Raw genomic sequence first — 24,894 nt, forward strand, 5'->3', positions numbered from 1 at the left:
AATCCAGAGAGGTTTCTAAGGGTGTGTGAAAAGCGCGTTATAGACGAAGCTTGTTTTCTTACACCCTTTCTAAGTTAGAAAGGGTGTTTTTTATAAAGAAATGCGAGGAAAGCAAAAATGGAGGGAATCGATATGAAACATTTAGTGACAGTCTCAACACTAGAAACAAATGAAATTCTAGAGATTTTAGACAGCGCTGAAAACTATCGAACGAATAAACAAGGCTGGAAACCGGAAGAGAAAATGTTTGTTGCCAACTTATTTTTTGAAGCGAGCACGCGTACTCGATGCAGCTTTGAAATGGCAGAACAGCAGCTAGGATTAACAACAATTCCGTTTGAAGTAACAACTTCAAGCGTCCAAAAAGGAGAAACGCTTTATGACACGATTGAAACATTAGCTTCAATCGGCGTTCAGTCAGTTGTTATTCGCCACCCGCAAGATCGTTATTATGAAGCACTGCAGGAAAAAGTATCGATTCCCATCATTAATGCAGGAGACGGATGCGGTCAGCATCCAACTCAGTGTCTGCTTGATCTACTGACGATTCGCCAAGAGTTCGGCTCGTTTAAAGGATTAAAAGTCGCAATAGTCGGAGATTTGCGACATAGCCGCGTAGCGAGATCGAATGCTGAAATGCTGACAAAACTAGGGGCGACCGTATATTTTGCGGGACCTGAAGAATGGAAAGATGAAGAGAACAGACACGGTACATATCTTGATATCGATGAAGCAATCGAAACGGTCGATGTTGTGATGCTGCTGCGTATTCAATTTGAAAGGCATGAAGAGAACACTTCAGAGCTTGCACAGAACTACCACAGCCGCTTCGGATTGACCGTTGAACGAGAGCGGAAAATGAAATCACATAGCATTATCCTTCATCCAGCTCCTGTAAACAGAGGAGTCGAAATTGCAGATGAGCTCGTTGAATGTGAACGCTCAAGAATTTTTAAACAAATGCAAAATGGCGTGTACATTCGTATGGCAGTATTAGCAAGAGCGCTACAACCAATTGAAAGGGGACTTAATAATGACAACAATTATCAAAAATGCTACATGGTTAAATGAAGGGAAAATTGAACAAGTCGAACTGAAAATTGAAAATGGTGTAATTGCTGAAATAGCTTCACACATCGACGTAAAGAATGAAGAAGTCATTGATGCAGGCGGAAACTTCTTATCACCGGGTTTAATCGATGTCCACGTTCACTTGCGCGAGCCAGGAGGAGAAAAGAAAGAAACGATTGAAACGGGTACTCTAGCAGCGGCAAAGGGCGGTTTTACAGCAATTGCTGCAATGCCAAATACGCGTCCAGTTCCGGATACTGTTGAACAAATGGAGTGGGTAAACAAGCGTATTGAAAAAACAGCACATGTTCGCGTATTGCCATACGCATCGATTACCACCCGCCAATTAGGAAAAGAACTAACGGACTTTGAAGGCTTAAAAGAAGCGGGCGCATTTGCTTTTACAGATGATGGAGTAGGCGTTCAGTCAACAGGAATGATGCTAGAAGCGATGAAGAAAGCCGCTTCATTAAATAAAGCAATCGTTGCACACTGTGAAGATAATGATTTAATCAACAAAGGCTGCGTCCACGACGGAAAATTTGCAAAAGAACATGGACTAAACGGTATTCCTTCTATCTGTGAAGCCGTTCAAATTGCACGAGATGTCCTGCTTGCTGAAGCAGCAAACTGTCACTACCATGTGTGTCACGTAAGTACAAAAGAATCCATTCGGGCCATTCGGGATGCAAAAAAAGCAGGCATTCGCGTAACCGCAGAAGTAACGCCTCATCATTTACTGCTAAATGAGGAAGACATCCCTGAGCTTGATTCAAATTTTAAAATGAATCCACCGCTTCGAGGAAAAGATGATCAACAGGCATTAATTGAAGCTTTATTAGACGGAACGCTTGATTTTATCGCCACTGATCATGCACCGCACACAGCGGACGAAAAAGCAGAAGGCATGGAGCTTGCGCCGTTTGGGATTGTGGGACTTGAAACAGCTTTCCCGCTTCTTTATACAAACTTGGTATTAAAAGAAGTAATGACGCTAGAGCAGCTAGTATCATATTTAACAAACAAGCCTGCTGACACGTTCAACCTTCCTTATGGCACCATCGAAGTAGGGAAACCAGCAGATTTAACTATCATTGATCTTGAAACAGAAAAAGCAATTAATCCAGAAGAATTTGTATCAAAAGGTAAAAATACGCCGTTTGCTAACTGGGTATGCAAAGGTTGGCCGGTAATGACATTAGTAGAAGGTAAACGAGTATGGGAGGATGTTAAAGCATGCAACGTCAACTAATTTTAGAAGATGGAACAGTATTTATCGGAAAAGGATTCGGCAGCGACAAAGAAATGATAGGAGAAGTTGTTTTCAACACGGGAATGACAGGATATCAAGAAATTCTATCTGATCCATCATACTGTGCACAAATTGTGACATTAACATATCCTTTAATCGGAAACTACGGTATTAACCGCGATGACTTTGAGTCGATTAAACCAGCTGTACACGGTTTGATTGTAAAAGAAATTTGTGATGCTCCTTCAAACTTCAGAAGCGAACTATCAGTAGATGAATTTTTAAAACAAAAAGATATTCCAGGATTAGCTGGAATCGACACGAGAAAATTAACGAGAAAAATTCGTCAGCACGGTGCGCTTCGCGGACGCGTGTGCAATATGGAAGTCAATGTAGAAGAAGTGGTAGCACAGCTTCAAAATCATGAACTTCCGACTGATTCAGTAAAAAAAGTATCAACAGTGAAGCCTTACCCAAGCCCAGGCAGAGGTAAAAAAGTGGTACTCGTTGACTTTGGAATGAAACACGGAATTTTACGCGAATTAACAGCTCGTCAATGCGACGTGATTGTGGTTCCTTATAACGTAACTGCGCAAGAAATTCTTCAATTAAATCCAGATGGCATCATGTTGAGCAACGGACCTGGAGACCCAAAAGACGTACCTGAAGCAATCGAGATGATTCAAGGGGTTTTAGGAAAGGTTCCTCTTTTCGGAATTTGTTTAGGACATCAGCTGTTTGCGCTAGCATGCGGAGCAGATACAGAAAAAATGAAATTTGGTCATCGTGGATCCAACCATCCTGTAAAGGATCTAAAAACCAATAAAGTAGCTCTTACATCTCAAAACCACGGCTATACAGTATGTGAGCCATCTCTTGTCAACACGCCATTAGAAGTGACGCATGTTGCGCTTAACGATGGAACAGTTGAAGGAGTAAAGCATAAAGAATATCCGGCATTTACGGTTCAATATCACCCTGAAGCATCACCGGGACCTGAAGATGCAAACGGATTGTTCAACGAATTTATGGATCTTATGAAAAACAATCAGAAAGTAGGTAATTGCTAATGCCAAAACGTCAAGATATTAACACAATTCTCGTAATCGGATCAGGACCAATCGTCATCGGACAGGCGGCAGAGTTTGACTATGCAGGAGCGCAAGCGTGTATTGCGCTAAAAGAAGAAGGATACAAAGTTATTCTTGTGAACTCCAATCCTGCAACAATCATGACAGACTCAGAAATGGCAGATAAAGTATATATTGAACCTCTAACGGTTGAATTTGTAAGCTCAATTATTCGTAAAGAACGCCCGGATGCACTGCTTCCAACACTTGGCGGTCAAACGGGACTGAACTTAGCGGTAGAATTACACGAAACGGGTATTTTAGAAGAATTTAATGTAGAAATTCTCGGGACAAAATTATCGGCGATTGAACAAGCTGAAGATCGTGAGCAGTTCCGTTCACTAATGAATGAACTAAATCAGCCTGTCCCAGCAAGTGAAATCATTCATTCGCTAGACGAAGCGTATGCGTTTGTTGAACAAGTAAACTATCCGGTAATCGTGCGTCCTGCTTATACGCTTGGCGGTACGGGAGGCGGAATTTGTAACAACGAGCAAGAGTTGATTGAAATTGTAACAAGTGGATTAAAACACAGTCCTGTAACACAGTGCTTACTTGAGAAAAGCATTGCAGGCTTTAAAGAAATTGAATATGAAGTAATGCGCGACGCAAACGATAATGCGATTGTAGTATGTAATATGGAAAACTTTGATCCGGTCGGTATTCATACAGGAGATTCAATTGTTGTAGCACCAAGCCAAACGCTAAGCGACCGTGAGTATCAGCTGCTTAGAAATGCGTCACTAACAATTATCCGAGCGCTTAAAATTGAAGGCGGATGTAACGTTCAGCTAGCACTAGATCCAGAAAGCTTCCAGTATTACGTAATTGAAGTAAACCCTCGTGTAAGCCGCTCGTCGGCTTTAGCATCAAAAGCAACAGGGTATCCAATTGCAAAATTAGCAGCGAAAATTGCGGTAGGCTTAACATTAGATGAAATGATGAACCCGGTAACTGGGAAGACATACGCATGTTTCGAACCAGCACTAGATTACATCGTATCTAAAATTCCACGCTGGCCGTTTGATAAATTTGAATCAGCTAACCGTAAACTGGGTACACAGATGAAAGCAACAGGGGAAGTAATGGCAATTGGCCGCACGTTCGAAGAGTCAATTTTAAAAGCTGTACGCTCACTTGAGTCAAACGTTCATCACTTAGAGCTGAAAGATGCGCATGAATTTGATGATGCCATTATTGAAAAACGTATTCGCAAAGCTGGTGATGAGCGATTATTCTACATCGCAGAAGCGATTCGCCGCGGCGTAACAATTCAGCAAATTCATGACTGGAGCAAAATCGATCTCTTCTTCTTAGTAAAACTTGAAAAAGTGATTGCTTTTGAAAATGTGTTAAAAGAAGAGATTCATAACGTAGAAGTTTTACAGGAAGCAAAAGAAATGGGATTTGCAGACTGCACGATTGCTAAGCTGTGGAATCAAACAGAGCGTGAAGTATATGACTTCCGCAAACAAAATGGCGTGATGCCAGTATACAAAACGGTAGATACATGTGCAGCTGAATTTGAATCTACAACACCATATTTCTACGGCACGTTTGAAGATGAAAACGAATCGATTGTTACAGATCGTAAAAGCGTTGTAGTGTTAGGATCAGGACCAATCCGCATCGGGCAAGGAATTGAGTTTGACTATGCAACAGTTCACTCCGTGTGGGCGATTAAAGAAGCTGGATACGAGGCGATTATTGTCAATAACAATCCAGAAACAGTATCAACTGACTTCAGTATTTCAGATAAATTATACTTCGAGCCGCTGACTATTGAAGATGTGATGCATATCATCGATTTAGAAAAACCAGAAGGTGTGGTTGTACAGTTCGGTGGTCAAACAGCAATCAACTTAGCAGACGAGCTAGAAGCAAGAGGGGTCAAGATTTTAGGAACGTCGCTTGAAAGCTTAGATGCAGCGGAAGACCGTAAAAAATTCGAAGCGACACTAGCGCGTTTAGAAGTACCTCAGCCTCTTGGAAAGACAGTTACATCCGTAGAAGAAGCAGTGGTTGTGGCAAAAGAAATTGGTTATCCGGTGCTTGTACGACCTTCATATGTACTAGGCGGACGCGCAATGGAAATTGTGTATAAAGAAGAAGAACTGCTTCACTATATGGAACACGCGGTAAAAGTACACGCTGATCACCCTGTGTTAATCGACCGCTACTTAACTGGAAAAGAAATTGAAGTCGATGCCATTTCAGACGGTGAAACAGTGGTTATTCCAGGGATTATGGAACATGTAGAGCGCGCGGGTGTACACTCAGGTGACTCCATTGCTGTATATCCACCGCAAACTCTGTCACAGGATGTAAAAGATACAATCATTGATTACACAACACGTATTGCAAAAGGCTTAAACATTATTGGACTGCTCAACATTCAGTTCGTCTTATCAAAAGGAGAAGTGTTTGTTCTTGAAGTAAATCCTCGTTCAAGCCGTACGGTGCCGTTCTTAAGTAAAATTACGCGTATTCCGATGGCGAATGTCGCAACAAAAGTTATTTTAGGAACAAGTTTGCGAGAGCTTGGTTATGAATCAGGCATGCACCCTGAAGAAGAAGGTGTCTACGTAAAAGTGCCGGTCTTCTCATTTGCAAAGCTGCGTCGCGTAGATATTACGCTTGGACCTGAAATGAAATCTACTGGAGAAGTAATGGGGCAAGATTCAACGTACGAAAAAGCATTATATAAAGGACTAATTGCGTCAGGTATGTCCATTAAGCCGTACGGTTCAGTACTTATGACAGTAGCGGATAAAGACAAAGAAGAGGCAACAGCGCTTGCGAAGCGTTTTGCTAACAACGGCTACCAGGTGATTGCAACGGAAGGAACAGCTTCAACGTTTACAAAAGAAGACATTCGCGTAAAAGTAGTAAATAAAATTCATCATGAAGATCACAATCTTTTAGATGTGATACGAAAAGGTGAAGCGCAGCTTGTCATCAACACGCTAACAAAAGGAAAACAGCCTGCGCGTGACGGATTTAAAATTCGCCGTGAAGCAGTTGAAAATGGTGTACCTTGCTTAACATCACTTGATACAGCAGAAGCGATTTTACGAGTGCTTGAAACGATCAGCTTCCATACAACACCAATGAAAAAAGTTCGTCCAACTAAAGAGGTGACAACCGTATGATCAAACATGAAATGATGCAAGTCGTCAGTCAGCGACCGTTAACACACAATGTATATGAATTAACCCTTCAAGGCGAGCTTGTTCGTTTCATGAATGAGCCGGGGCAGTTTGTGCATATCCGCGTCAACAACGACTATTTGCCACTGCTTCGCAGACCAATCAGTATTGCAGAAATTGACCAAACGCACGAGCAATTTACGATGATTTACCGTGCAGAAGGGGCGGGAACATCGCTGCTTGCCGAAAAACAAGCCGGACAGTCGATTGACGTGTTAGGTCCGCTTGGCCACGGTTTTCCATTGGAAGCGATAGAGTCAGGTCAAACGGCTTTATTAGTAGGGGGAGGCATTGGAGTGCCTCCGCTCTATGAGCTTTCAAAAAGACTTCGTGAAAAAGGCGTGCAGGTTATTCACGTCTTAGGCTTTCAATCAAAAGCAGACGTATTTTACGAGCGAGAGTTTTTAGCTTTAGGAGAAACATATATTGCAACGGTAGACGGCTCTTACGGAACAAAAGGTTTTGTCACAACGGTGATTGACGAGCAGCAGTTTTCATATGACGTTATGTTTTCATGCGGTCCAACTCCGATGTTAAAAGCACTAGAAAATAATTATACAAACAAGCCGCTTTACATTTCTTTAGAAGAAAGAATGGGTTGTGGAATCGGTGCTTGTTTTGCATGTGTATGCAGAGAAAGTGAAGATTCTACGGCGTATAAAAAAATCTGCAGCGACGGTCCCGTCTTTCAAGCAGGGGAGGTGCTTCTATGAGTATGCTAAAAACGACATTGCCAGGATTAGATTTGAAAAATCCAATTATGCCCGCATCCGGCTGTTTTGGATTTGGGCGTGAGTATGCTCAATTTTATTCACTTGATGCACTTGGAGCCATTATGATTAAAGCGACTACTGCGGACACTCGTTTTGGCAATCCAACTCCTCGCGTAGCAGAAACATCTGCAGGAATGTTAAATGCGATTGGATTACAAAATCCTGGGTTAGAAAAAGTAATGAACGAAGAGCTCGTTTGGCTTCAGCAATATGATGTGCCGATTATCGCGAACGTAGCCGGTGCTTCAATTGAAGAATATGTGCACGTGGCAAAAGAAATTTCAACCGTATCAAATGTAAAAGCACTTGAATTGAATATTTCATGTCCTAACGTAAAAGAAGGCGGAATTGCGTTTGGCGTAGATCCTGTCATTGCTGCTCGTTTAACGAAAGCAGTAAAAGATGTTTCAAATGTTCCAGTTTATGTTAAACTATCACCAAACGTATCAAATATTGTAGACATGGCGATGGCTGTTGAAGAAGCCGGCGCGGATGGCTTAACGATGATCAATACGCTTCTCGGGATGCGTCTGGATTTGAAAACAGCTCAGCCGGTTTTAGCGAACGGCACAGGCGGACTGTCAGGCCCATCCATTAAACCGGTAGCGATTCGAATGGTATATGAAGTGAGTCAAAAAGTGAACATTCCAATTATCGGTATGGGCGGAGTGACGACTGCTGAAGATGCACTCGAGTTCCTATATGCAGGTGCAAGTGCAGTGGCGGTTGGTACAGCAAACTTTGTTGACCCGTATGTATGTCCAACCATCATTGACGAACTGCCAAGGCTATTAACATCATTAGGATACGAGCATGTTTCAGAATGTATCGGAAGGAGCTGGAAAAAGCGTGAAGCAACCGTTAATCATTGCTCTTGATTTTTCATCAATTAACGATGTACAGCAGTTTTTAATGCCTTTTCAACAAGAATCATTATTTGTGAAAGTAGGCATGGAACTGTTTTATAAAGAAGGGCTATCCATTATTTCTGCATTAAAAGAGCAAAACCACCAGATTTTCTTAGACTTAAAGCTTCATGATATTCCAAATACGGTAAAGCAAGGAATGAAGTCTTTGGCTTCTCTTGAAGTGGATTTGGTTAACGTTCACGCAGCCGGCGGAACGAATATGATGCAAGCAGCCATTGAAGGACTTGACTTAGGAACCGCTGCTGGCAAAAAGCGTCCGGATTGTATTGCGGTTACTCAGCTAACGAGTACATCGGATGAAATGCTAAAAGAGCAGCAGCTCATTACGCACTCGATGCAAGAAGTGGTTACGCATTATGCAGCGCTTGCTAAAAAAAGCGGACTAGACGGCGTTGTATGTTCTACTCATGAAGTGCCTTCGATTCGAAAAGCAGCAGGAGAGGACTTTTTGACCGTAACGCCGGGTATTCGTATGGGCACAGATTCAGTAGATGACCAAGTTCGCGTAGCAACACCTCAGCTGGCGAGAGACTATGGCTCAAGTGCCATTGTTGTTGGACGTTCTATTACTAAAGCAAAAGACCCGCTTAAAGCATATTATGAGATGTTACAGCAGTGGAAAGGGGAGCGTATTACGCGATGACAAAACTACGAAAAGAAATTGCAAAACAATTAATTGATATTGAGGCAGTAAGCCTTCAACCGAACGATCCGTTTACGTGGGCCTCTGGAATTAAGTCGCCTATTTATTGTGACAACCGTCTAACGCTTAGCTACCCAAAAGTGCGAAAAGAAATTGCAAAAGGTCTGCAGCATTTAATTAAAACGTATTTTGCCAATGCAGAAGTGATTGCTGGTACCGCTACAGCTGGTATCCCTCATGCAGCATGGGTAAGTGAAGCGCTAGAGCTTCCAATGTGCTATGTGCGAAGCAAAGCAAAAGAACATGGCCAAGGAAATCAAATCGAAGGAAAAGTAACAAAAGGTCAAAAAGTAGTTGTGATTGAAGATTTGATTTCAACTGGAGGAAGTGTGTTTACCGCAGTCGATGCATTAAAAGCGCAGGGGTGTGAAGTGCTGGGAGTTGTGTCTATCTTTACATATGAGCTGGAAAAAGCGCGTCAGCTGTTTAAAGAAAAAGAACTTCAAGTTTATTCGCTAACAGACTACTCTACGCTAGTAGAAGCGGCAAACGAAGCGGGATACATTGAAGAAGAAGCGATGGACAAGCTATTTAAATGGCGTGAAAACCCTTCAGACCCTTCATGGATGAACTAAACTAGGTCATAATAAAACCCCCCCTTTCTATATAGAAAGGGGGGGTTTTATTATGACTGACGCAGCTTCAGTACAAGTTCTTCGCTAGGCGTTACGTACACCGTTTGCTGGTTATCGTACGTCACAAAACCAGGCTTGGCACCGCTTGGTTTTTTTACGTGGCGAATTTTTGTATAGTCCACGGGTACCGAACTTGAATTTTTAGCTTTACTAAAGTAAGCAGCAAGATGAGCCGCTTCTAAAATTGTTTCTTCTGAAGGCTCTTGGCTGCGGATAACAACGTGAGAACCCGGTATATCTTTTGTATGAAACCAAACGTCATCCCTAGCAGCAAGGCGATTTGTTAAATACTCATTTTGCTTATTGTTTTTTCCAACTAAAATCGTCGTGCCGTCGCTTGAAACGTATTGTTCAAGTGTAGGCGTGGTGTTTTTTTGTTTTTTCGCTTGTTTTTGCTGACGGTTGCGCAAATATCCTTCTTCCACAAGCTCTTCACGAATTTCTGCAATGTCTTTGTGAGTAGCAGTATCCATTTGCTGAATAAGTGATTCAAAATACTGTACTTCTTCGTTTGCTTTTTCAATTTGTTCGATTACAATCGAAACGGAATTTTTCGCTTTTTGATACTTTGTGAAATAGCTTTGAGCATTTTGAGACGGTGATTTTTGCGGATCTAATGAAATCGTAAGTGTACCGCTATTTTCATCATAATAATTAATAACATCCACTTTCGCATCTCCTTTTTTGACAAGGTGTAAATTTGCGGTAAGGAGTTCACCGGCTAGCTGATAATCAGATGCTTTTTCTGCATTTTGCAGCGTTTGCTCAAGTTTTTTTATTTTTTTCTCATTTTTCTTTTTCTCGGTAGAAATAAACTGTACTAAATCATGCGCTTGCTGCTTTACACGATCTCGCTCTGCTTTCCCGTAGTAATAGCGGTCAAGAAGCTCGCTGATGGTTGCATACGTTTTTTTCGTACCCTCTAAATGCGTTAATTCCAGTAAATAAAAGTAGTCTTTTTGATTAACGGTTGTCAGAGTCGGTGTAAACTGACCTTCTTTGATCAGAGTCATCGTTTCGACGAATGATTTTGGAAGGGTAGAACGATTCGCTAAGCCAGAGCGAAACACCACTTCATTTGCAATTAAAGGAGAAAGCCCCGAGAAGGTTTGCACTAGCTGGGTGGCTAACTTTCCGCTATTAAAATCAATTTTTTTAACCACGGTTTCTTCATCGGCTTCAAATGGATGAAGCTTATCTTGACTAGGAGGCAGTACGTAAGGTGCTCCGGGTAGAAGCGTACGGTGCCTGTTCAAGGCCATTGGAACGTGTTTAATGCTGTCGATAATCGTTTGTTTTTCTTTATCTACAAGCACAACATTACTATGTCTTCCCATGATTTCAATAATAAGCTGCTTGTACGTCACGTCGCCAATTTCATTTCGTCCTTTTGTTTCAATGACTAAAATGCGGTCCAATCCAAGCTGATACACGTGTTCAATAATGCTTCCTTCTAAATGTTTGCGAAGCAGCATACAAAACATAGGAGGCTCAGATGGATTTTCATAGGGCTCATTTGTAAAATGAACGCGTGAATAGTTAGGGTGAGCTGAGATTAAAAGTTTGCGGTTTTCACCTTTAGCGCGTACTTGTAAAATCAACTCGTTTGGAAACGGCTGATATATTTTTGAAATTCGTCCTGAAACCAAGGTCTCAGATAATTCTTGTAAAATGCCATATGTAAAAATACCATCAAATGACATAGTGCTCACATCCTTAAGTAATTGAAAATTGTCCTATAGAAAAGTATAGCATTTTTTAGGACGAGTCTGAATAAGCATACGATATAAGATTGTAACAATCTAATAGGTGCATTTACAAATAAAAGGGTGTGAAAAGATGCAATGAAATGGTATGAATTAGGTGAAAAAGCAATAGTAGAAGTAACAAAAACAGATAGGCAGCATGGTCTTACACACAAAGAAGTAAAAGCACGTCAGCAGCAGCAAGGATTTAATGAATTGACTGAAGGTGAGAAAAAACCGGCCATTCTTGTGTTTCTAGAGCAGTTTAAAGATTTTATGGTACTGGTTTTACTAGCTGCCACGCTTATTTCAGGGCTTTTAGGCGAATACATCGATGCGGTTGCTATTATTGCCATTGTAGTAATTAATGGATTTCTAGGTTTTTTTCAAGAAAGAAAAGCCGAGAAATCTCTTCATGCATTAAAAGAGCTTTCTGCTCCTCAAGTAGCAGCTATGCGTGAAGGGAAATGGGTTAAGTTACCATCTAAAGAGCTGGTAGTAGGAGACGTTGTAAAGTTTTCGAGCGGAGACCGTATCGGGGCTGACCTTCGAATTATGGAAGCTAAAAGTCTAGAAATTGAAGAATCAGCGCTTACGGGAGAGTCTTTGCCTGTTGCCAAGCAAATAAAAGCTTTGCCAGGAGATGAAGTGCCGCTTGGAGATCAGGACAATATGGCGTTTATGGGTACGCTTGTGACGCGAGGAAGCGGAACAGGTATCGTTGTAGGGATTGGAATGAAAACAGCGATGGGACAAATTGCTGATTTGCTTCAAAATGCTGAAGCCATGATTACTCCTCTTCAACGGAAGTTAGAGCAATTAGGTAAAATTTTAATCGTTGTAGCTCTTGCACTTACTGTATTAGTTGTCGGGATTGGTGTGCTGCAAGGTCATGATTTATACAGTATGTTCTTAGCGGGAGTTTCCTTAGCTGTTGCTGCCATACCCGAAGGTCTTCCTGCCATCGTAACCGTAGCGCTATCTCTTGGTGTACAGCGCATGATTAAGCAAAGATCCATTGTTCGCAAACTTCCTGCTGTTGAAACACTAGGATGCGCATCAGTCATTTGCTCAGACAAAACGGGCACATTAACGCAAAATAAAATGACGGTTACTCACCTCTGGTCAGGAGGAATGACGTGGAGGGTATCAGGGACAGGGTATGAACCTACGGGCGTATTTTCGCGAGAGGAAAGAGAAGTTGATACACGGAGTGAAAAACCGCTTCAGCAGCTTTTGGTGTTTGGTCTGCTTTGCAATCAAACGTCTATTTCGAGAAAAGATAAAGAATATGTCATCGACGGGGATCCTACTGAAGCGGCTTTGCTTGTGGCCGCGATGAAAGCGGGGCTGACAAAAGAAAACATTCAAAAGCAGTTTACGATTATTGAAGAGTTTCCATTTGATTCAACGCGTAAAATGATGAGTGTAGTCATTGAAGACGCATCTAATAAGCGCTATGTCATAACAAAAGGTGCTCCTGATGTGCTGCTTGTAAACAGCAAAAATATTTTGTGGGAAAGCAGACAACAAACGCTGTCTGTAACGGTTCATAATGAAGTAAAAGGAGCGATTGATCAGTTAGCTAGCCAAGCGCTTCGAACCATTGCGATTGCTTATCGGCCGTTAGGAGACCATGAGAGCGTTCATACAGAGAACGAAGCGGAAAAAGACCTTACTTTCCTCGGGCTTCAAGGAATGATTGATCCGCCAAGACCAGAAGTCAAGCAAGCGGTCAAAGAATGCCGAGACGCAGGAATCAAAACCGTTATGATTACAGGTGACCACGTTATTACAGCACAGGCGATTGCAAAACAGCTAGGCATTCTACCGAAAAACGGTCAAGTCTTGGAAGGAACGGATTTATCCAAAATGACGCAGGAAGAGCTAGAAGAAGTAGTGGATGATGTTTACGTATATGCCAGGGTATCGCCTGAACATAAACTTAAAATTGTTAAAGCTCTTCAAGCAAAAGATCACATTGTAGCTATGACGGGCGACGGCGTAAATGATGCACCGGCTATTAAAGCAGCAGACATAGGCATCGCGATGGGCATCACCGGGACAGACGTAGCAAAAGAAGCGTCTTCGCTCGTTTTGCTTGATGATAATTTTGCTACTATTAAATCAGCGATCAAAGAAGGACGAAACATCTATGAAAATATTCGAAAGTTTATCCGTTACTTGCTTGCATCAAATGTAGGAGAAATTTTAGTTATGCTCTTTGCAATGATTTTAGCACTTCCGCTTCCGCTAGTGCCAATTCAAATACTATGGGTAAACTTAGTAACAGACGGTTTGCCTGCGATGGCTCTTGGCTTAGACCAGCCGGAGGACAACGTGATGAAGCGTCATCCAAGGCATCCGCGCGAAGGTATTTTTGCAAGAGGATTAGGGTGGAAAGTAGTCAGCCGCGGATTTTTAATTGGAGCTGCTACACTTGCTGCATTCATGATTGTCTACGACAATGAACCAGATCGTCTGCAGTATGCTCAGACGATTGCATTTGCCACGCTTGTTATGGCACAGCTTATTCACGTATTTGACTGCCGAAGTGAAAAATCAATCTTTGATCGCAATCCATTTCAGAACCTATATCTTGTAGGAGCCGTTATTTCATCTATTATCCTTATGCTGGTGGCTATCTACTATCCGCCCCTGCAGCCTATTTTCCATACAATGGCCATTGCACCGCGGGAATGGCTCGTTATTTTAGGACTTGCAAGTCTTCCAACTTTTTTACTTGCCGGTTCACTTTTAACAAGAAAACCTTCATAAATTGTGCTATACTTTAATACAGGCTGTCCCAAATGAGAAAACTCATGAAGGCAGCCTTTACAGGTTGAATAAAGAAGAGAGATTTCTTTTTTTTGCTAACACTTTCTTTTATGATACTTTTTATGTAAGATGTACATAGTGGATGTGATGATAATGATAAAAAGTATGACTGGTTTTGGCCGCGGAAAAGCGGAAGTGGAAAATCGATCAGTAACAGTCGAAATGAAGTCTGTTAATCATCGTTTTTGTGAAATTGTTATTCGTATGCCAAGACAATTAATTGAAATTGAAGATAAAATAAAAAAAATCGTTCAAACATACATAAAACGTGGTAGAGTAGAAGTATTTGTTACTATTTCAGGTGAAGAAATGGCAAAAAAGAAACTCCAGACGGATTGGCAGCTGCTTGATGAATACATGCATGCGTTGCAGCAAGTAAAAGAAAAGCATGGACTGTCACAATCTGTTCAAATTCAAGACATTTTACACATGCCTGAAGTGATGACAACTTATGAAGAAGAAGCTGATCAGACGAGTATTCATGGTGCAATCTTTGAAGCTGTTGAAGCTGCTGTGCATCAGTTAGTGGATATGCGGAAACGAGAGGGATCAGAGCTGTATCACGATTTAATGGGGTACTTACAGGACATTCAAGACATTCGCGAAAAAATTACACAGCTTGCTCCTGAAGTTGCTGAACAATATCGCGAGCGTATTAAAAGAAAGCTGAGCGACTATTTAGAAGGTACTTTCGATGAGCAGCGAGTGCTGACTGAAGTAGCTATTTTTGCTGAAAAAGCAGATATTAGCGAAGAACTTACGCGAATTCAAAGCCATGTTTCACAATTTATTCAAGCATTAAATACACCTGATTCAGTAGGACGCAAGCTGGATTTTCTTGTTCAAGAGCTGAATCGTGAAATGAATACAATTGGTGCGAAGGCAAACAATGGTACTATTGCTCAGTATGTTATTAGTATGAAAGCACAATTAGAACGCATAAAAGAGCAGGTTCAAAATATTGAATAGCCTTCGTGTAAGATAAAGATTATATTGGTATAGCAGGAGGCTTCTTATGAGCGGTAAATTAGTGAACGTTGGATTTGGAAATTTTATTTCTTCTAATCGTATAATCTCTGTCGTTCATCCTGAATCAGCTCCAATCAAACGCATTATTCAAGATGCAAAAGATCGAGGCTCTTTAATAGATGCAACGCAAGGACGTAAAACACGATCTGTTATTGTTATGGATAGCGATCATGTTATTTTAGCTCCTGTACAGCCAGAAACTGTGTCACAGCGACTTATAAACAAAGAAGAATTATTAGAAGGGTAGGTCACTTGAACCGATGATTGAAAGAGGTTTATTAATTGTTCTTTCCGGACCATCAGGTGTTGGAAAAGGAACGGTACGAAAAGCATTGTTTGAGCAAGAAGACATTAAATTGCAGTATTCTATCTCTGCAACAACAAGAAAGCCCCGCGAAGGTGAAGTAGACGGCGTTGACTATTTCTTCAAACCACGCGAAGAGTTTGAGCGCATGATTGAAAACAAGAAGTTATTAGAGTGGGCTGAATACGTAGGTAACTACTACGGTACCCCGGTTGATTATGTAGAACAAACGTTATCTGAAGGAAAAGACGTATTTCTAGAAATTGAAGTACAAGGTGCTCTTCAAGTGAAAGAAGCATTTCCAGAAGGTTTGTTCATCTTCTTGGCACCGCCGAGTTTATCAGAGCTTAAAAGTCGTATCGTAAACCGCGGTACTGAAACAGAAGATTTAATCAATAACCGTATGCGCGTGGCAAAAGAAGAAATTGAACTTATGGACGCCTACGATTATGTTGTAGAAAATGACAAAGTAGAAAATGCTTGTGCTCGCATCCGTGCTATCGTAACGGCTGAACACTGCCGTCGTGATCGTATTTCTGCGCGCTATAAAAGAATGCTGGAGGTAGAATAAACATGCTTTATCCATCAATTGATTCTCTAATGGAAAAATTAGATTCTAAGTACACGCTTGTGACAGTAGCTGCAAAACGTGCACGTCAATTACAGCTTCACAACGATACGCCGATTGAAAAGCCGGTTTCTTATAAGTTTGTAGGCTGTGCTCTAGAAGAAATTAATGCTGAACAATTAAGCTATAAGCAAGGTGTAGCAGAAGAAGATTCTAAACATCAGTAAGTGAAAAAATAACAACCTACTTCATAGGTTGTTATTTTTTTGATGCTTTTATCTCTGTTCAAGCAGGATAGTGAATGTCTCACTACAAAAATGGTATAATAATTGAATTGAAAAGCTTTAGATAGTTACCCGATTAAACAAGCGGATGCTGGTTGAGCGGGATAAATAGATGGGGGCATAATGATGAAGGGAAAACGAATTTTATTATGTGTTAGCGGCGGAATCGCCGTATATAAAGCCGCAGCTTTAACAAGTAAATTAGTACAAGCGGGAGCGGAAGTTAAAGTAATGATGACTGCTTCAGCATGCGAGTTCGTAACGCCGCTTACGTTTCAAGCTCTGTCTCGAAACCCAGTTTATACAGATACGTTTGATGAAAAAGATCCATCTGTAATTGCACATATTGATTTAGCAGATTGGCCTGATTTAATTTTAGTAGCTCCTGCTACGGCAAATATGATAGGGAAAATAGCAAATGGTCTTGCAGATGATATGATTTCCACAACGCTGCTGGCCGCTACTGCACCTGTGTGGATTGCGCCTGCAATGAATGTTCATATGTACGATCATCCCGCTGTTAAAAAAAATATGAGCACTCTTTCATCATTTGGTTACTCATTTGTAGAACCAGGAGAAGGGTATTTGGCATGCGGTTATGTAGGAAAAGGTCGCCTTGAAGAGCCAGAAACAATTGTTTCACTAATCAGCTCTTATTTTTCCAAAGTATCAGATACACAAAAGATCCTTGAAGGTATTAATGTATTAGTTACAGCAGGACCTACGGTAGAACGCATTGATCCCGTCCGATTTTTCACCAATCGCTCTACCGGGAAAATGGGCTATGCCCTTGCAGAACAAGCTGCTAAGTTAGGTGCATCGGTAACACTTGTAACGGGACCGACGAATTTAGAGTATCCAAAAGGGGTTCAGGTTGTTCAAATTGAAAGTGCGCAGCAGATGCTTGAAGCTGTTATGCAGCGCTATCATGAAGCAGATGTTGTCATTAAATCAGCCGCAGTGGCAGATTATCGACCAAAGCATGTGTTTGATCAAAAGATGAAAAAGCAGCCTGGTGAAGCAGTACTAGAGCTAGAGAGAACAACAGATATTTTACGCACGCTTGGAGAGCGAAAAGAACACCAGCTTTTAGTCGGCTTTGCAGCAGAAACAGAACAAGTGGATGAATATGCACAAAAGAAACTTGCATCTAAAAACTTGGATATGATTGTAGCCAATAACGTGACGACAGAAGGAGCAGGTTTTGGGACGGATACAAATATTGTAACGCTCTATAAGCGAAGCGGAGAGTCTAAAGAACTTCCCATTCTTTCAAAACACGATGTAGCTACCGAGGTGTTAAAAGAAGTGAAGGAAATGTTAGAAGGGCTGAAAAAATGAATGTAGCTAGTGTAATTGTGGACGTGGCTGCTAAGCAAACAGATCGAGCTTTTGACTACGCTATTCCCGACAAATGGAAAGGGATTATTGTTCCAGGTATGCGAGTTGTCGTTCCGTTTGGTCCTAGAAAAGTTCAAGGGTTTGTGGTGGCTCTTAAAGAAGAGGCTGAAGTTAAGCGTGTTAAACCAATCGCTGACTTGCTTGATTTAACGCCGGTTCTGACTCCCGAACTGTTAGAGATTGGGCACTGGCTAACCGAAAAAACGCTTTGTTTTATGATATCGGCTTTTCAAGTCATGCTGCCTGCGGCGATGAAAGCAAAATATGATAAAGAACTGTCACTCCTTTCAAAAGAGGCATACGAACAGCTTCATGAGCAAGTAAAGCCGTTTTTTCAGTCAAGATCCTCGCTGAAGTGGAGTGAAGTAGAAAAAACAGCCGCTGCTCCTGCTTTTCACCGTGATATTCAAAAAGGTCTAATTGAAGTCGTCTACGTCGTGAAAAACAAAGGAAACAAAAAAACGGCAAAAGGCGTAAAACTGAATCAAAGCCTTGAAGAAATTCAGCAGTTTATGAGCGAGTTAAATAAGCAGGCAGAAAAGCAAAAACAAGTGCTGTCTTTTATGTTGAATCGAAATGAAGAAGTAGCTATAAAAGAAATAGCGGAAGATTTGCAGATTACCCCCGCTCCTATAAAAGCGCTGATTAACAAAGGACTCTTAGCGGAAACGGAAATTGAAATATACCGTGATCCTTATCAAGATCGATACTTTACACCATCAAAGCCGTTTCAATTGACCGATGAACAAGCTGAGGCAATCGCACCGATTCTGCAGGACATCGAAGAAAATCTTCACGATGTGTTTTTAATGTACGGAGTAACCGGAAGCGGAAAAACAGAAGTGTATCTCCAATCAATTGATCAAGTGCTAAAAAAAGGGAAAGAAGCGATTATGCTTGTTCCGGAGATTTCACTTACCCCTCAGATGGTCAAGCGTTTTAAAGAGCGATTCGGCTCAAAAGTTGCTGTACTTCATAGCGGCTTGTCTACTGGGGAAAAATACGATGAATGGCGAAAAATTCAGCGAAAAGAAGTATCCGTTGTAGTAGGGGCCCGCTCTGCTGTATTTGCTCCATTTGAAAATTTGGGCCTTCTTATTATCGATGAAGAACATGAGACGAGTTATAAACAAGAAGAAAACCCCCGTTATCATGCAAGAGATGTAGCTATTTACCGAGGGCAGCATCATCAGTGTCCAGTCATTTTAGGAAGTGCAACACCAACGCTTGAGTCCTTTGCAAGAGCGCAAAAAGGTGTGTATAAGCTACTGACGTTAAAGCAAAGAATGAATAAGTCATCAATGCCTTCGGTGGATATCGTTGATATGAGAGAAGAGCTTCGCAGCGGCAACCGCTCTATGTTTTCAACTATGCTGTTTGAAAAGATGAAAGACCGTTTGGAAAAAGGGGAGCAAATCGTTTTATTTTTAAATAAAAGAGGTCATTCTTCTTTTGTTATGTGCAGAGACTGCGGTTACGTTCCGACATGTGAGCACTGTGAAATTTCACTAACGTATCACCGCTATCAAAATAAATTAAAATGCCATTATTGCGGACACGAAGAACATGTGCACACTGAGTGCCCAGAATGCCACAGCGAACATATCCGCTTTTTCGGGTCTGGTACACAAAAAGTGGAAGAAGAATTAACAAAAGTGCTGCCCGAGGCTAGAGTTGTTCGAATGGATGTTGATACGACAAGCCGAAAAGGCGCCCATGAAAAGCTCCTGAACAAGTTTGCAAGTGGAGAAGCGCAAATTTTACTAGGGACGCAGATGATTGCGAAAGGACTAGACTTTCCAAACGTCACGCTTGTAGGCGTTTTAACAGCAGATACGATGCTGAATTTACCTGACTTTCGTGCATCTGAAAAAACGTTTCAGCTTTTAACACAAGTAAGCGGAAGAGCAGGACGCCACAAACTTCCAGGAGAAGTAGTGATTCAAACGTACACGCCTGAACACTACAGCATTCAACTTGCGAGTCAGCATGATTACGATGCGTTTTATAAGCACGAGATGGAAATTCGTAAAATGCACAAATACCCCCCTTTCTTTTACTTGGCGCTTGTAACGGTATCTCATGAAAATATTGCAAAAGTGGTGTCTGTTACAGACAAAATTTCGCAGTATCTGCGTCAGAAACTTTCGCCGCAAACAACGATCTTAGGGCCAGTCGCATCTCCGATTGCTAAGATAAAAGATAGATATCGCTATCAATGCATGTTAAAATACAAGCTGGAACCAAGCCTGATTCCGCTGTTGAAATATATATTAGAACGTTATCAAGCGGAAATGCAGAAGGAGAATTTAACGATCACTATTGATTTGAATCCATACTCGATGATGTAACTAGTCGTCTTGATGGCGTTAAAGAAGAAGCTTTTTGGATATAAATAGAAAGGATAAAGGAGGTGCCTATTTGGCTAAGCTTAAGCTTGTTTACCATCCTAATGAAGTACTTGAACAAGAATGTGAAGTCGTTAAAAACTTTGATAATAAATTAGCGAAATTACTAAACGGCATGTATGATTTAATGCTTGAAGCAGACGGTGTGGGTCTAGCTGCTCCTCAAGTAGGAGTTCTGCAGCAAGTGGCAGTGGTAGACGTGGATGACCGACACGGTAAAATTGAACTAATTAATCCGGTAATTATTGAGCAACGAGGCGAACAAATCGGTCCAGAAGGCTGCCTAAGTTTTCCGGGCCTTTTTGGTGACGTGGCTCGAGCTGATTATGTGAAAGTACGTGCGCAAAATCGTAAAGGAAAACCTTATTTTATAGAGGCAAAAGGTTTTTTAGCACGAGCAATTCAACATGAAATTGATCATTTACACGGTGTATTGTTCACGGAAAAAGTAACAAAGTATTACGAAGAGGATGAACTAGAAGGGTAGGTTTTACACGATGAAAGTCGTATTTATGGGAACGCCGGATTTTTCAGTGCCGGTTTTACAAACATTACTTAAAGATGGATATGAAGTGGTCGCAGTGGTTACACAGCCGGACCGACCAAAAGGACGCAAGCGCGTATTAACACCTCCTCCTGTAAAAGTTGAGGCGTTAAAGCATGAAATACCTGTACTGCAGCCAGAAAAGATTCGTTTAGAAGAAGAATATCAGCAAGTGTTAGCGTATGAGCCTGACCTAATTGTAACAGCGGCTTTTGGTCAAATTTTACCAACCCCTATTTTAGAAGCGCCTAAATACGGCTGTATTAACGTGCATGCTTCTCTGTTACCTGAACTGCGCGGAGGCGCGCCGATTCATTATTCAATTCTACAAGGTAAGCCGAAAACTGGTGTTACAATTATGTATATGGTAGAAAAATTAGATGCAGGTGATATCTTAACACAAGTAGAAGTTCCGATTGAAGAACGTGATCACGTTGGCACACTTCATGATAAACTCAGCGCTGCTGGTGCAAAATTGCTTTCAGAAACCATTCCTTCTCTTTTAAAAGGTGAAATTACGCCGGTTAAACAAAACGATGACGAAGCGACATTTGCTTCTAACATTAAGCGTGAACAAGAGAAAATTGATTGGGCCCGTACAGGAGAAGAAATTTATAACCATATCCGCGGACTTCATCCTTGGCCCGTTGCTTATACAACAGCAGACGGTCAGGTCATGAAAATTTGGTGGGGAGAAAAAGTATCCGCATCAGGCAAACCGGGTACCGTTTTATCACTTGAAGAGGACGGATTTATAGTAGCAACTGGAAATGAAACAGCTATTAAAGTGACGGAACTTCAGCCGGCTGGAAAAAAACGTATGGATGCAGCGCAGTATTTACGAGGTACATCCGTGGAAGTCGGAACAGTATTAGGGGATGTCAATGAGTAAGTATAACGTTCGAGACATAGCTTTAGATATTTTACTAGCTATTGAAAAAAATCAGGCATTCAGCAATCTATTGTTAAATAACAGCATACAAAAACGGGGTATTCAAGGAAAAGATGCAGGGTTGTTAACGGAAATTGTGTATGGAACGATTCAAAGACGTGATACGTTAGATTACGGGTTAGCGCCTTTCTTGAAAAATCCAAAAAAGCTTCAGCCTTGGGTGCGAGTGCTGCTTCGTTTATCACTTTACCAAATGGTATATTTAGACCGAGTGCCTGACCGGGCAATCCTCCATGAAGCAGTAGAAATTGCCAAAAAACGCGGTCACAAAGGAATTGCCTCAATGGTAAACGGCGTTTTACGAAATATCCAGCGCAGCGGCACGCCTTCTTTAGATGAAATACAAAATCCTGTGGAGCGCTTGGCGATTGAAACGAGTCATCCATTGTGGCTTGTAAAACGCTGGGTGGAACAATATGGATTGGACAAAACACGCGGAATCTGTTTAGCTAATTTAATGGCCCCTAAACAAACAATCCGAGTAAACAGTGCACGCTTTACGCAAAATGAAGTAAAAGAAGCGCTAGAAAAAGAAGGTATTGTTGTAGAACCAGGCCATTTTGTAGAAGAAGCGCTAGAAGTTCAAAAAGGAAATGCAGCTCATACACAAGCATTTCGTGAAGGAATGTTTACCGTTCAAGATGAAAGCTCTATGTTAGTGGCTCATGCGCTCGGTGCAGAGGCAGAAGAGCTAATTTTAGATAGCTGTGCTGCACCGGGAGGAAAATCAACTCATATTGCAGAGCAGCTTAGAAACAGTGGTAAAGTTATTTCCTTGGACATTCATGACCATAAAGTAAAGCTGATTGCCCAACAGGCAGAGCGTCTGCACCTTACCAATATTGAGCCGACGGTTCAAGACAGCCGCAAAGCAGGCGAACAGTTTGATAAAGAAATGTTTGACCGCATCTTAGTAGATGCTCCGTGCTCAGGTTTTGGTGTAATGAGACGTAAACCTGATTTGAAATATACAAAAACTGAGCAAGATGTAAAGCAGCTGGCGCGTATTCAACAAGATATTTTAAATGCGGTTGCGCCTTTATTAAAAAAAGGTGGGACCCTTGTATATAGTACATGTACAATTGACCGGGATGAAAATGGGGATGTTGTAGCAGCATTTTTAGCAGATCATGCTGATTTTCAAAAAGATGAAACACTCGCTGCACGCATGCCGCAAAAGCTTAAACAAAACGTAAAACATGGTGAAATTCAATTGCTGCCAGATGCACAAAGCGATGGGTTTTATATTGCATGTTTACAGAAGAAGGTGTAAAAATGGAAGAAGTAGCTAAAAGAAAAGCAAAAGCAGAAGAAAAAGCGCAAAAACCATCTATTTATTCATTAGAAATGAACGACCTAGAAAATTGGTTAGTAGAACACGGAGATAAGAAGTTCCGTGCTAAACAAATTTTTGACTGGTTATATGTTAAACGCGTAACGGACTTTGACGATATGTCAAACTTATCTAAAGGGTTACGTGAACAATTAAAAGACAAATTTGCATTAACGACATTAAAAACAGTCGTTCAGCAAACGTCTGGGGACGGCACGATGAAGTTTTTATTCGAACTCCATGACGGTTATACGATTGAAACAGTGCTTATGCGTCATGAATACGGAAATTCTGTCTGCGTAACGACTCAAGTTGGATGTCGCATTGGCTGTACGTTCTGTGCGTCTACTCTTGGCGGTTTAAAGCGTAACTTAGAAGCTGGAGAAATCGTAGCGCAAGTAGTAAAAGTACAAAAAGCGCTAGATGAACAAGGAGAACGCGTGAGCTCTGTCGTAATTATGGGTATTGGGGAGCCATTTGATAACTATGATGAAATGATGCGCTTCTTAAAAACAATTAACAGTGATGATGGATTAAATATTGGTGCACGTCATATCACAGTATCGACAAGTGGAATCATTCCGAAAATCTATAAGTTTGCTGATGAAAAAATGCAAATCAATTTTGCGATTTCACTTCACGCTCCAAACAATGACATCCGCTCACGCTTAATGCCGATTAACCGTGCGTACAAACTTCCTGATTTGATGGAAGCCATTAAATATTATACGGATAAAACGGGAAGACGTATTAGCTTTGAGTATGGTCTATTCGGAGGAGTAAACGATCAAGTAGAGCATGCCGAGGAATTAGCGGATTTGATTAAAGACGTGAAATGCCACGTGAACTTGATTCCGGTAAACTATGTGCCTGAGCGTGATTATGTTCGTACACCACGTGAACAGATTTTTGCATTTGAACGTACGCTTAAAAAGCGTGGCGTTAACGTGACTATTCGACGTGAGCAAGGTCATGATATCGATGCAGCTTGTGGCCAATTACGTGCGAAGGAGCGTAAAGAAGAGACGAGGTGATTGTATGGCAACTGTCTTCATGACAGACCGAGGGAGAGTTAGACAACACAATGAAGATAACGGAGGGGTGTTTTTGAACCAACACAATCAGCTGCTTGCAATTGTGGCTGATGGTATGGGAGGTCATCGAGCTGGCGACGTCGCCAGTGAGATGGCGGTTCAAAAATTGCAAATAGCGTGGGCAGAAGCGGACAAAGTAACGTCTCCTGATGAGGCGACGCAGTGGATTCGTACGCATGTTTCGCAAATTAATCAAGATATTTATCAGTATGCTCAGGAGCATGAAGAGTGTAAAGGGATGGGTACAACAGTTGTACTTGCTTTATGCGCCGATACGTTTTGTGCGATTGGTAATATAGGAGACAGCAGATGCTATATTTCCAATGAATATGGATTTCAACAAGTAACAGAAGATCATTCCCTTGTGAATGAACTCGTAAAAAATGGTCAAATCACAAAAGAAGATGCCGAGCATCATCCACGAAAAAATATCTTATTGCGAGCACTAGGTACCGAAGAAAATGTTAGTTTAGATGTAAAAACAATTGAAGTGGAAAAAGAAGATCGATTATTATTATGTTCAGATGGACTGACAAATAAGGTAACGGAACAAAAGCTGAACGAAACGTTATCAACAAGTTCATCACTTCACGAAAAGGGTACGAGCCTGATTCAATTAGCAAATGAGCTTGGTGGAGAAGACAATATTACACTTGCAATTGTGGACTTTACATCTGAAAGTGGGTGAGAGT

At 41.4% G+C, this 24,894-nt stretch carries 21 protein-coding genes; 20 read left to right on the top strand and 1 reads right to left on the bottom strand.

Translation table 11 applies throughout. The features are described 5' to 3' along the window. Window positions 1-132 precede the first annotated feature (132 nt). From AC0C45_RS03335 to pyrE, 8 genes are read left to right on the top strand one after another with little or no spacing between them, the layout of a single operon-like run. Window positions 133-1,071 (top strand): aspartate carbamoyltransferase catalytic subunit, encoded by a 939-nt coding sequence (locus tag AC0C45_RS03335; RefSeq protein WP_013058938.1) that lies wholly within the window; start codon window positions 133-135, stop codon window positions 1,069-1,071. Beyond that, window positions 1,034-2,323: a dihydroorotase gene (locus AC0C45_RS03340; RefSeq protein ID WP_034649165.1), complete on the top strand. Its 1,290-nt coding sequence runs from the start codon at window positions 1,034-1,036 to the stop codon at window positions 2,321-2,323. Before AC0C45_RS03335 ends, AC0C45_RS03340 begins: the two co-directional genes overlap by 38 nt. Then, a complete protein-coding gene (locus AC0C45_RS03345; protein ID WP_472927899.1) occupies window positions 2,308-3,393 on the top strand; it encodes a carbamoyl phosphate synthase small subunit in 1,086 nt (361 codons plus the stop codon). The genes AC0C45_RS03340 and AC0C45_RS03345 overlap by 16 nt, the downstream gene beginning before the upstream one ends. Continuing rightward, complete coding sequence (gene carB, locus AC0C45_RS03350; protein WP_472927900.1) at window positions 3,393-6,605, top strand: carbamoyl-phosphate synthase large subunit; 3,213 nt, start codon at window positions 3,393-3,395, stop codon at window positions 6,603-6,605. The genes AC0C45_RS03345 and carB overlap by 1 nt, the downstream gene beginning before the upstream one ends. Beyond that, the gene (locus AC0C45_RS03355) at window positions 6,602-7,375 is read left to right on the top strand and encodes a dihydroorotate dehydrogenase electron transfer subunit (RefSeq protein ID WP_013084838.1); all 774 of its coding nucleotides are present in this window, start codon (window positions 6,602-6,604) and stop codon (window positions 7,373-7,375) included. The genes carB and AC0C45_RS03355 overlap by 4 nt, the downstream gene beginning before the upstream one ends. Beyond that, entirely contained in the window at window positions 7,372-8,313 is a 942-nt protein-coding gene (locus AC0C45_RS03360) for a dihydroorotate dehydrogenase (RefSeq protein WP_016765435.1), read from the top strand. The genes AC0C45_RS03355 and AC0C45_RS03360 overlap by 4 nt, the downstream gene beginning before the upstream one ends. After that, a complete protein-coding gene (pyrF, locus tag AC0C45_RS03365) occupies window positions 8,285-9,007 on the top strand; it encodes an orotidine-5'-phosphate decarboxylase (protein ID WP_016765434.1) in 723 nt (240 codons plus the stop codon). The genes AC0C45_RS03360 and pyrF overlap by 29 nt, the downstream gene beginning before the upstream one ends. Continuing rightward, window positions 9,004-9,642: an orotate phosphoribosyltransferase gene (gene pyrE / locus AC0C45_RS03370; protein WP_013084835.1), complete on the top strand. Its 639-nt coding sequence runs from the start codon at window positions 9,004-9,006 to the stop codon at window positions 9,640-9,642. The genes pyrF and pyrE overlap by 4 nt, the downstream gene beginning before the upstream one ends. A 50-nt stretch (window positions 9,643-9,692) precedes the next feature. Here the strand turns inward: pyrE and AC0C45_RS03375 are convergent, their stop codons facing one another. Further along, window positions 9,693-11,405, bottom strand: coding sequence for an Rqc2 family fibronectin-binding protein (locus AC0C45_RS03375; RefSeq protein WP_034649169.1), 1,713 nt, complete (start codon window positions 11,403-11,405; stop codon window positions 9,693-9,695). A 141-nt stretch (window positions 11,406-11,546) separates the two neighbouring features. Here AC0C45_RS03375 and AC0C45_RS03380 point away from each other — a divergent pair, with 141 nt between their 5' ends. From AC0C45_RS03380 to AC0C45_RS03435, 12 genes are all read left to right on the top strand, one after another. Then, window positions 11,547-14,225 (top strand): calcium-translocating P-type ATPase, SERCA-type, encoded by a 2,679-nt coding sequence (locus tag AC0C45_RS03380; RefSeq protein WP_047930798.1) that lies wholly within the window; start codon window positions 11,547-11,549, stop codon window positions 14,223-14,225. Window positions 14,226-14,378: 153 nt separating this feature from the next. Next, complete coding sequence (locus AC0C45_RS03385) at window positions 14,379-15,254, top strand: YicC/YloC family endoribonuclease (RefSeq protein WP_016765431.1); 876 nt, start codon at window positions 14,379-14,381, stop codon at window positions 15,252-15,254. A gap of 46 nt (window positions 15,255-15,300) precedes the next feature. Beyond that, window positions 15,301-15,561, top strand: a complete 261-nt coding sequence (locus AC0C45_RS03390) for a DUF370 domain-containing protein (protein ID WP_013084831.1) — start codon at window positions 15,301-15,303, stop codon at window positions 15,559-15,561. Between the two features lie 13 nt (window positions 15,562-15,574). Then, the gene (gene gmk / locus AC0C45_RS03395) at window positions 15,575-16,189 is read left to right on the top strand and encodes a guanylate kinase (RefSeq protein WP_013058927.1); all 615 of its coding nucleotides are present in this window, start codon (window positions 15,575-15,577) and stop codon (window positions 16,187-16,189) included. 2 nt (window positions 16,190-16,191) lie between these two features. Beyond that, window positions 16,192-16,413, top strand: a complete 222-nt coding sequence (gene rpoZ / locus AC0C45_RS03400; RefSeq protein WP_013058926.1) for a DNA-directed RNA polymerase subunit omega — start codon at window positions 16,192-16,194, stop codon at window positions 16,411-16,413. Between the two features lie 180 nt (window positions 16,414-16,593). Next, window positions 16,594-17,811, top strand: a complete 1,218-nt coding sequence (gene coaBC, locus AC0C45_RS03405) for a bifunctional phosphopantothenoylcysteine decarboxylase/phosphopantothenate--cysteine ligase CoaBC (RefSeq protein WP_047930797.1) — start codon at window positions 16,594-16,596, stop codon at window positions 17,809-17,811. Continuing rightward, window positions 17,808-20,222, top strand: coding sequence for a primosomal protein N' (priA, locus tag AC0C45_RS03410; RefSeq protein WP_237892917.1), 2,415 nt, complete (start codon window positions 17,808-17,810; stop codon window positions 20,220-20,222). Before coaBC ends, priA begins: the two co-directional genes overlap by 4 nt. A gap of 70 nt (window positions 20,223-20,292) precedes the next feature. Then, window positions 20,293-20,766 carry a peptide deformylase gene (def, locus tag AC0C45_RS03415; RefSeq protein WP_013084828.1) on the top strand — a complete coding sequence of 158 codons (474 nt, stop codon included), beginning with the start codon at window positions 20,293-20,295 and terminating at the stop codon, window positions 20,764-20,766. 10 nt (window positions 20,767-20,776) lie between these two features. Continuing rightward, entirely contained in the window at window positions 20,777-21,715 is a 939-nt protein-coding gene (fmt, locus tag AC0C45_RS03420; protein ID WP_047930795.1) for a methionyl-tRNA formyltransferase, read from the top strand. Beyond that, window positions 21,708-23,048 carry a 16S rRNA (cytosine(967)-C(5))-methyltransferase RsmB gene (rsmB, locus tag AC0C45_RS03425; protein WP_171776648.1) on the top strand — a complete coding sequence of 447 codons (1,341 nt, stop codon included), beginning with the start codon at window positions 21,708-21,710 and terminating at the stop codon, window positions 23,046-23,048. Before fmt ends, rsmB begins: the two co-directional genes overlap by 8 nt. 2 nt (window positions 23,049-23,050) lie before the next feature. After that, window positions 23,051-24,142: a dual-specificity RNA methyltransferase RlmN gene (gene rlmN, locus AC0C45_RS03430; RefSeq protein WP_034649178.1), complete on the top strand. Its 1,092-nt coding sequence runs from the start codon at window positions 23,051-23,053 to the stop codon at window positions 24,140-24,142. Between the two features lie 4 nt (window positions 24,143-24,146). Next, complete coding sequence (locus AC0C45_RS03435) at window positions 24,147-24,890, top strand: Stp1/IreP family PP2C-type Ser/Thr phosphatase (protein WP_034649180.1); 744 nt, start codon at window positions 24,147-24,149, stop codon at window positions 24,888-24,890. The last annotated feature ends 4 nt before the right edge of the window (window positions 24,891-24,894 follow it).

The sequence above is a fragment of the Priestia sp. VA7 genome (assembly GCF_055710015.1).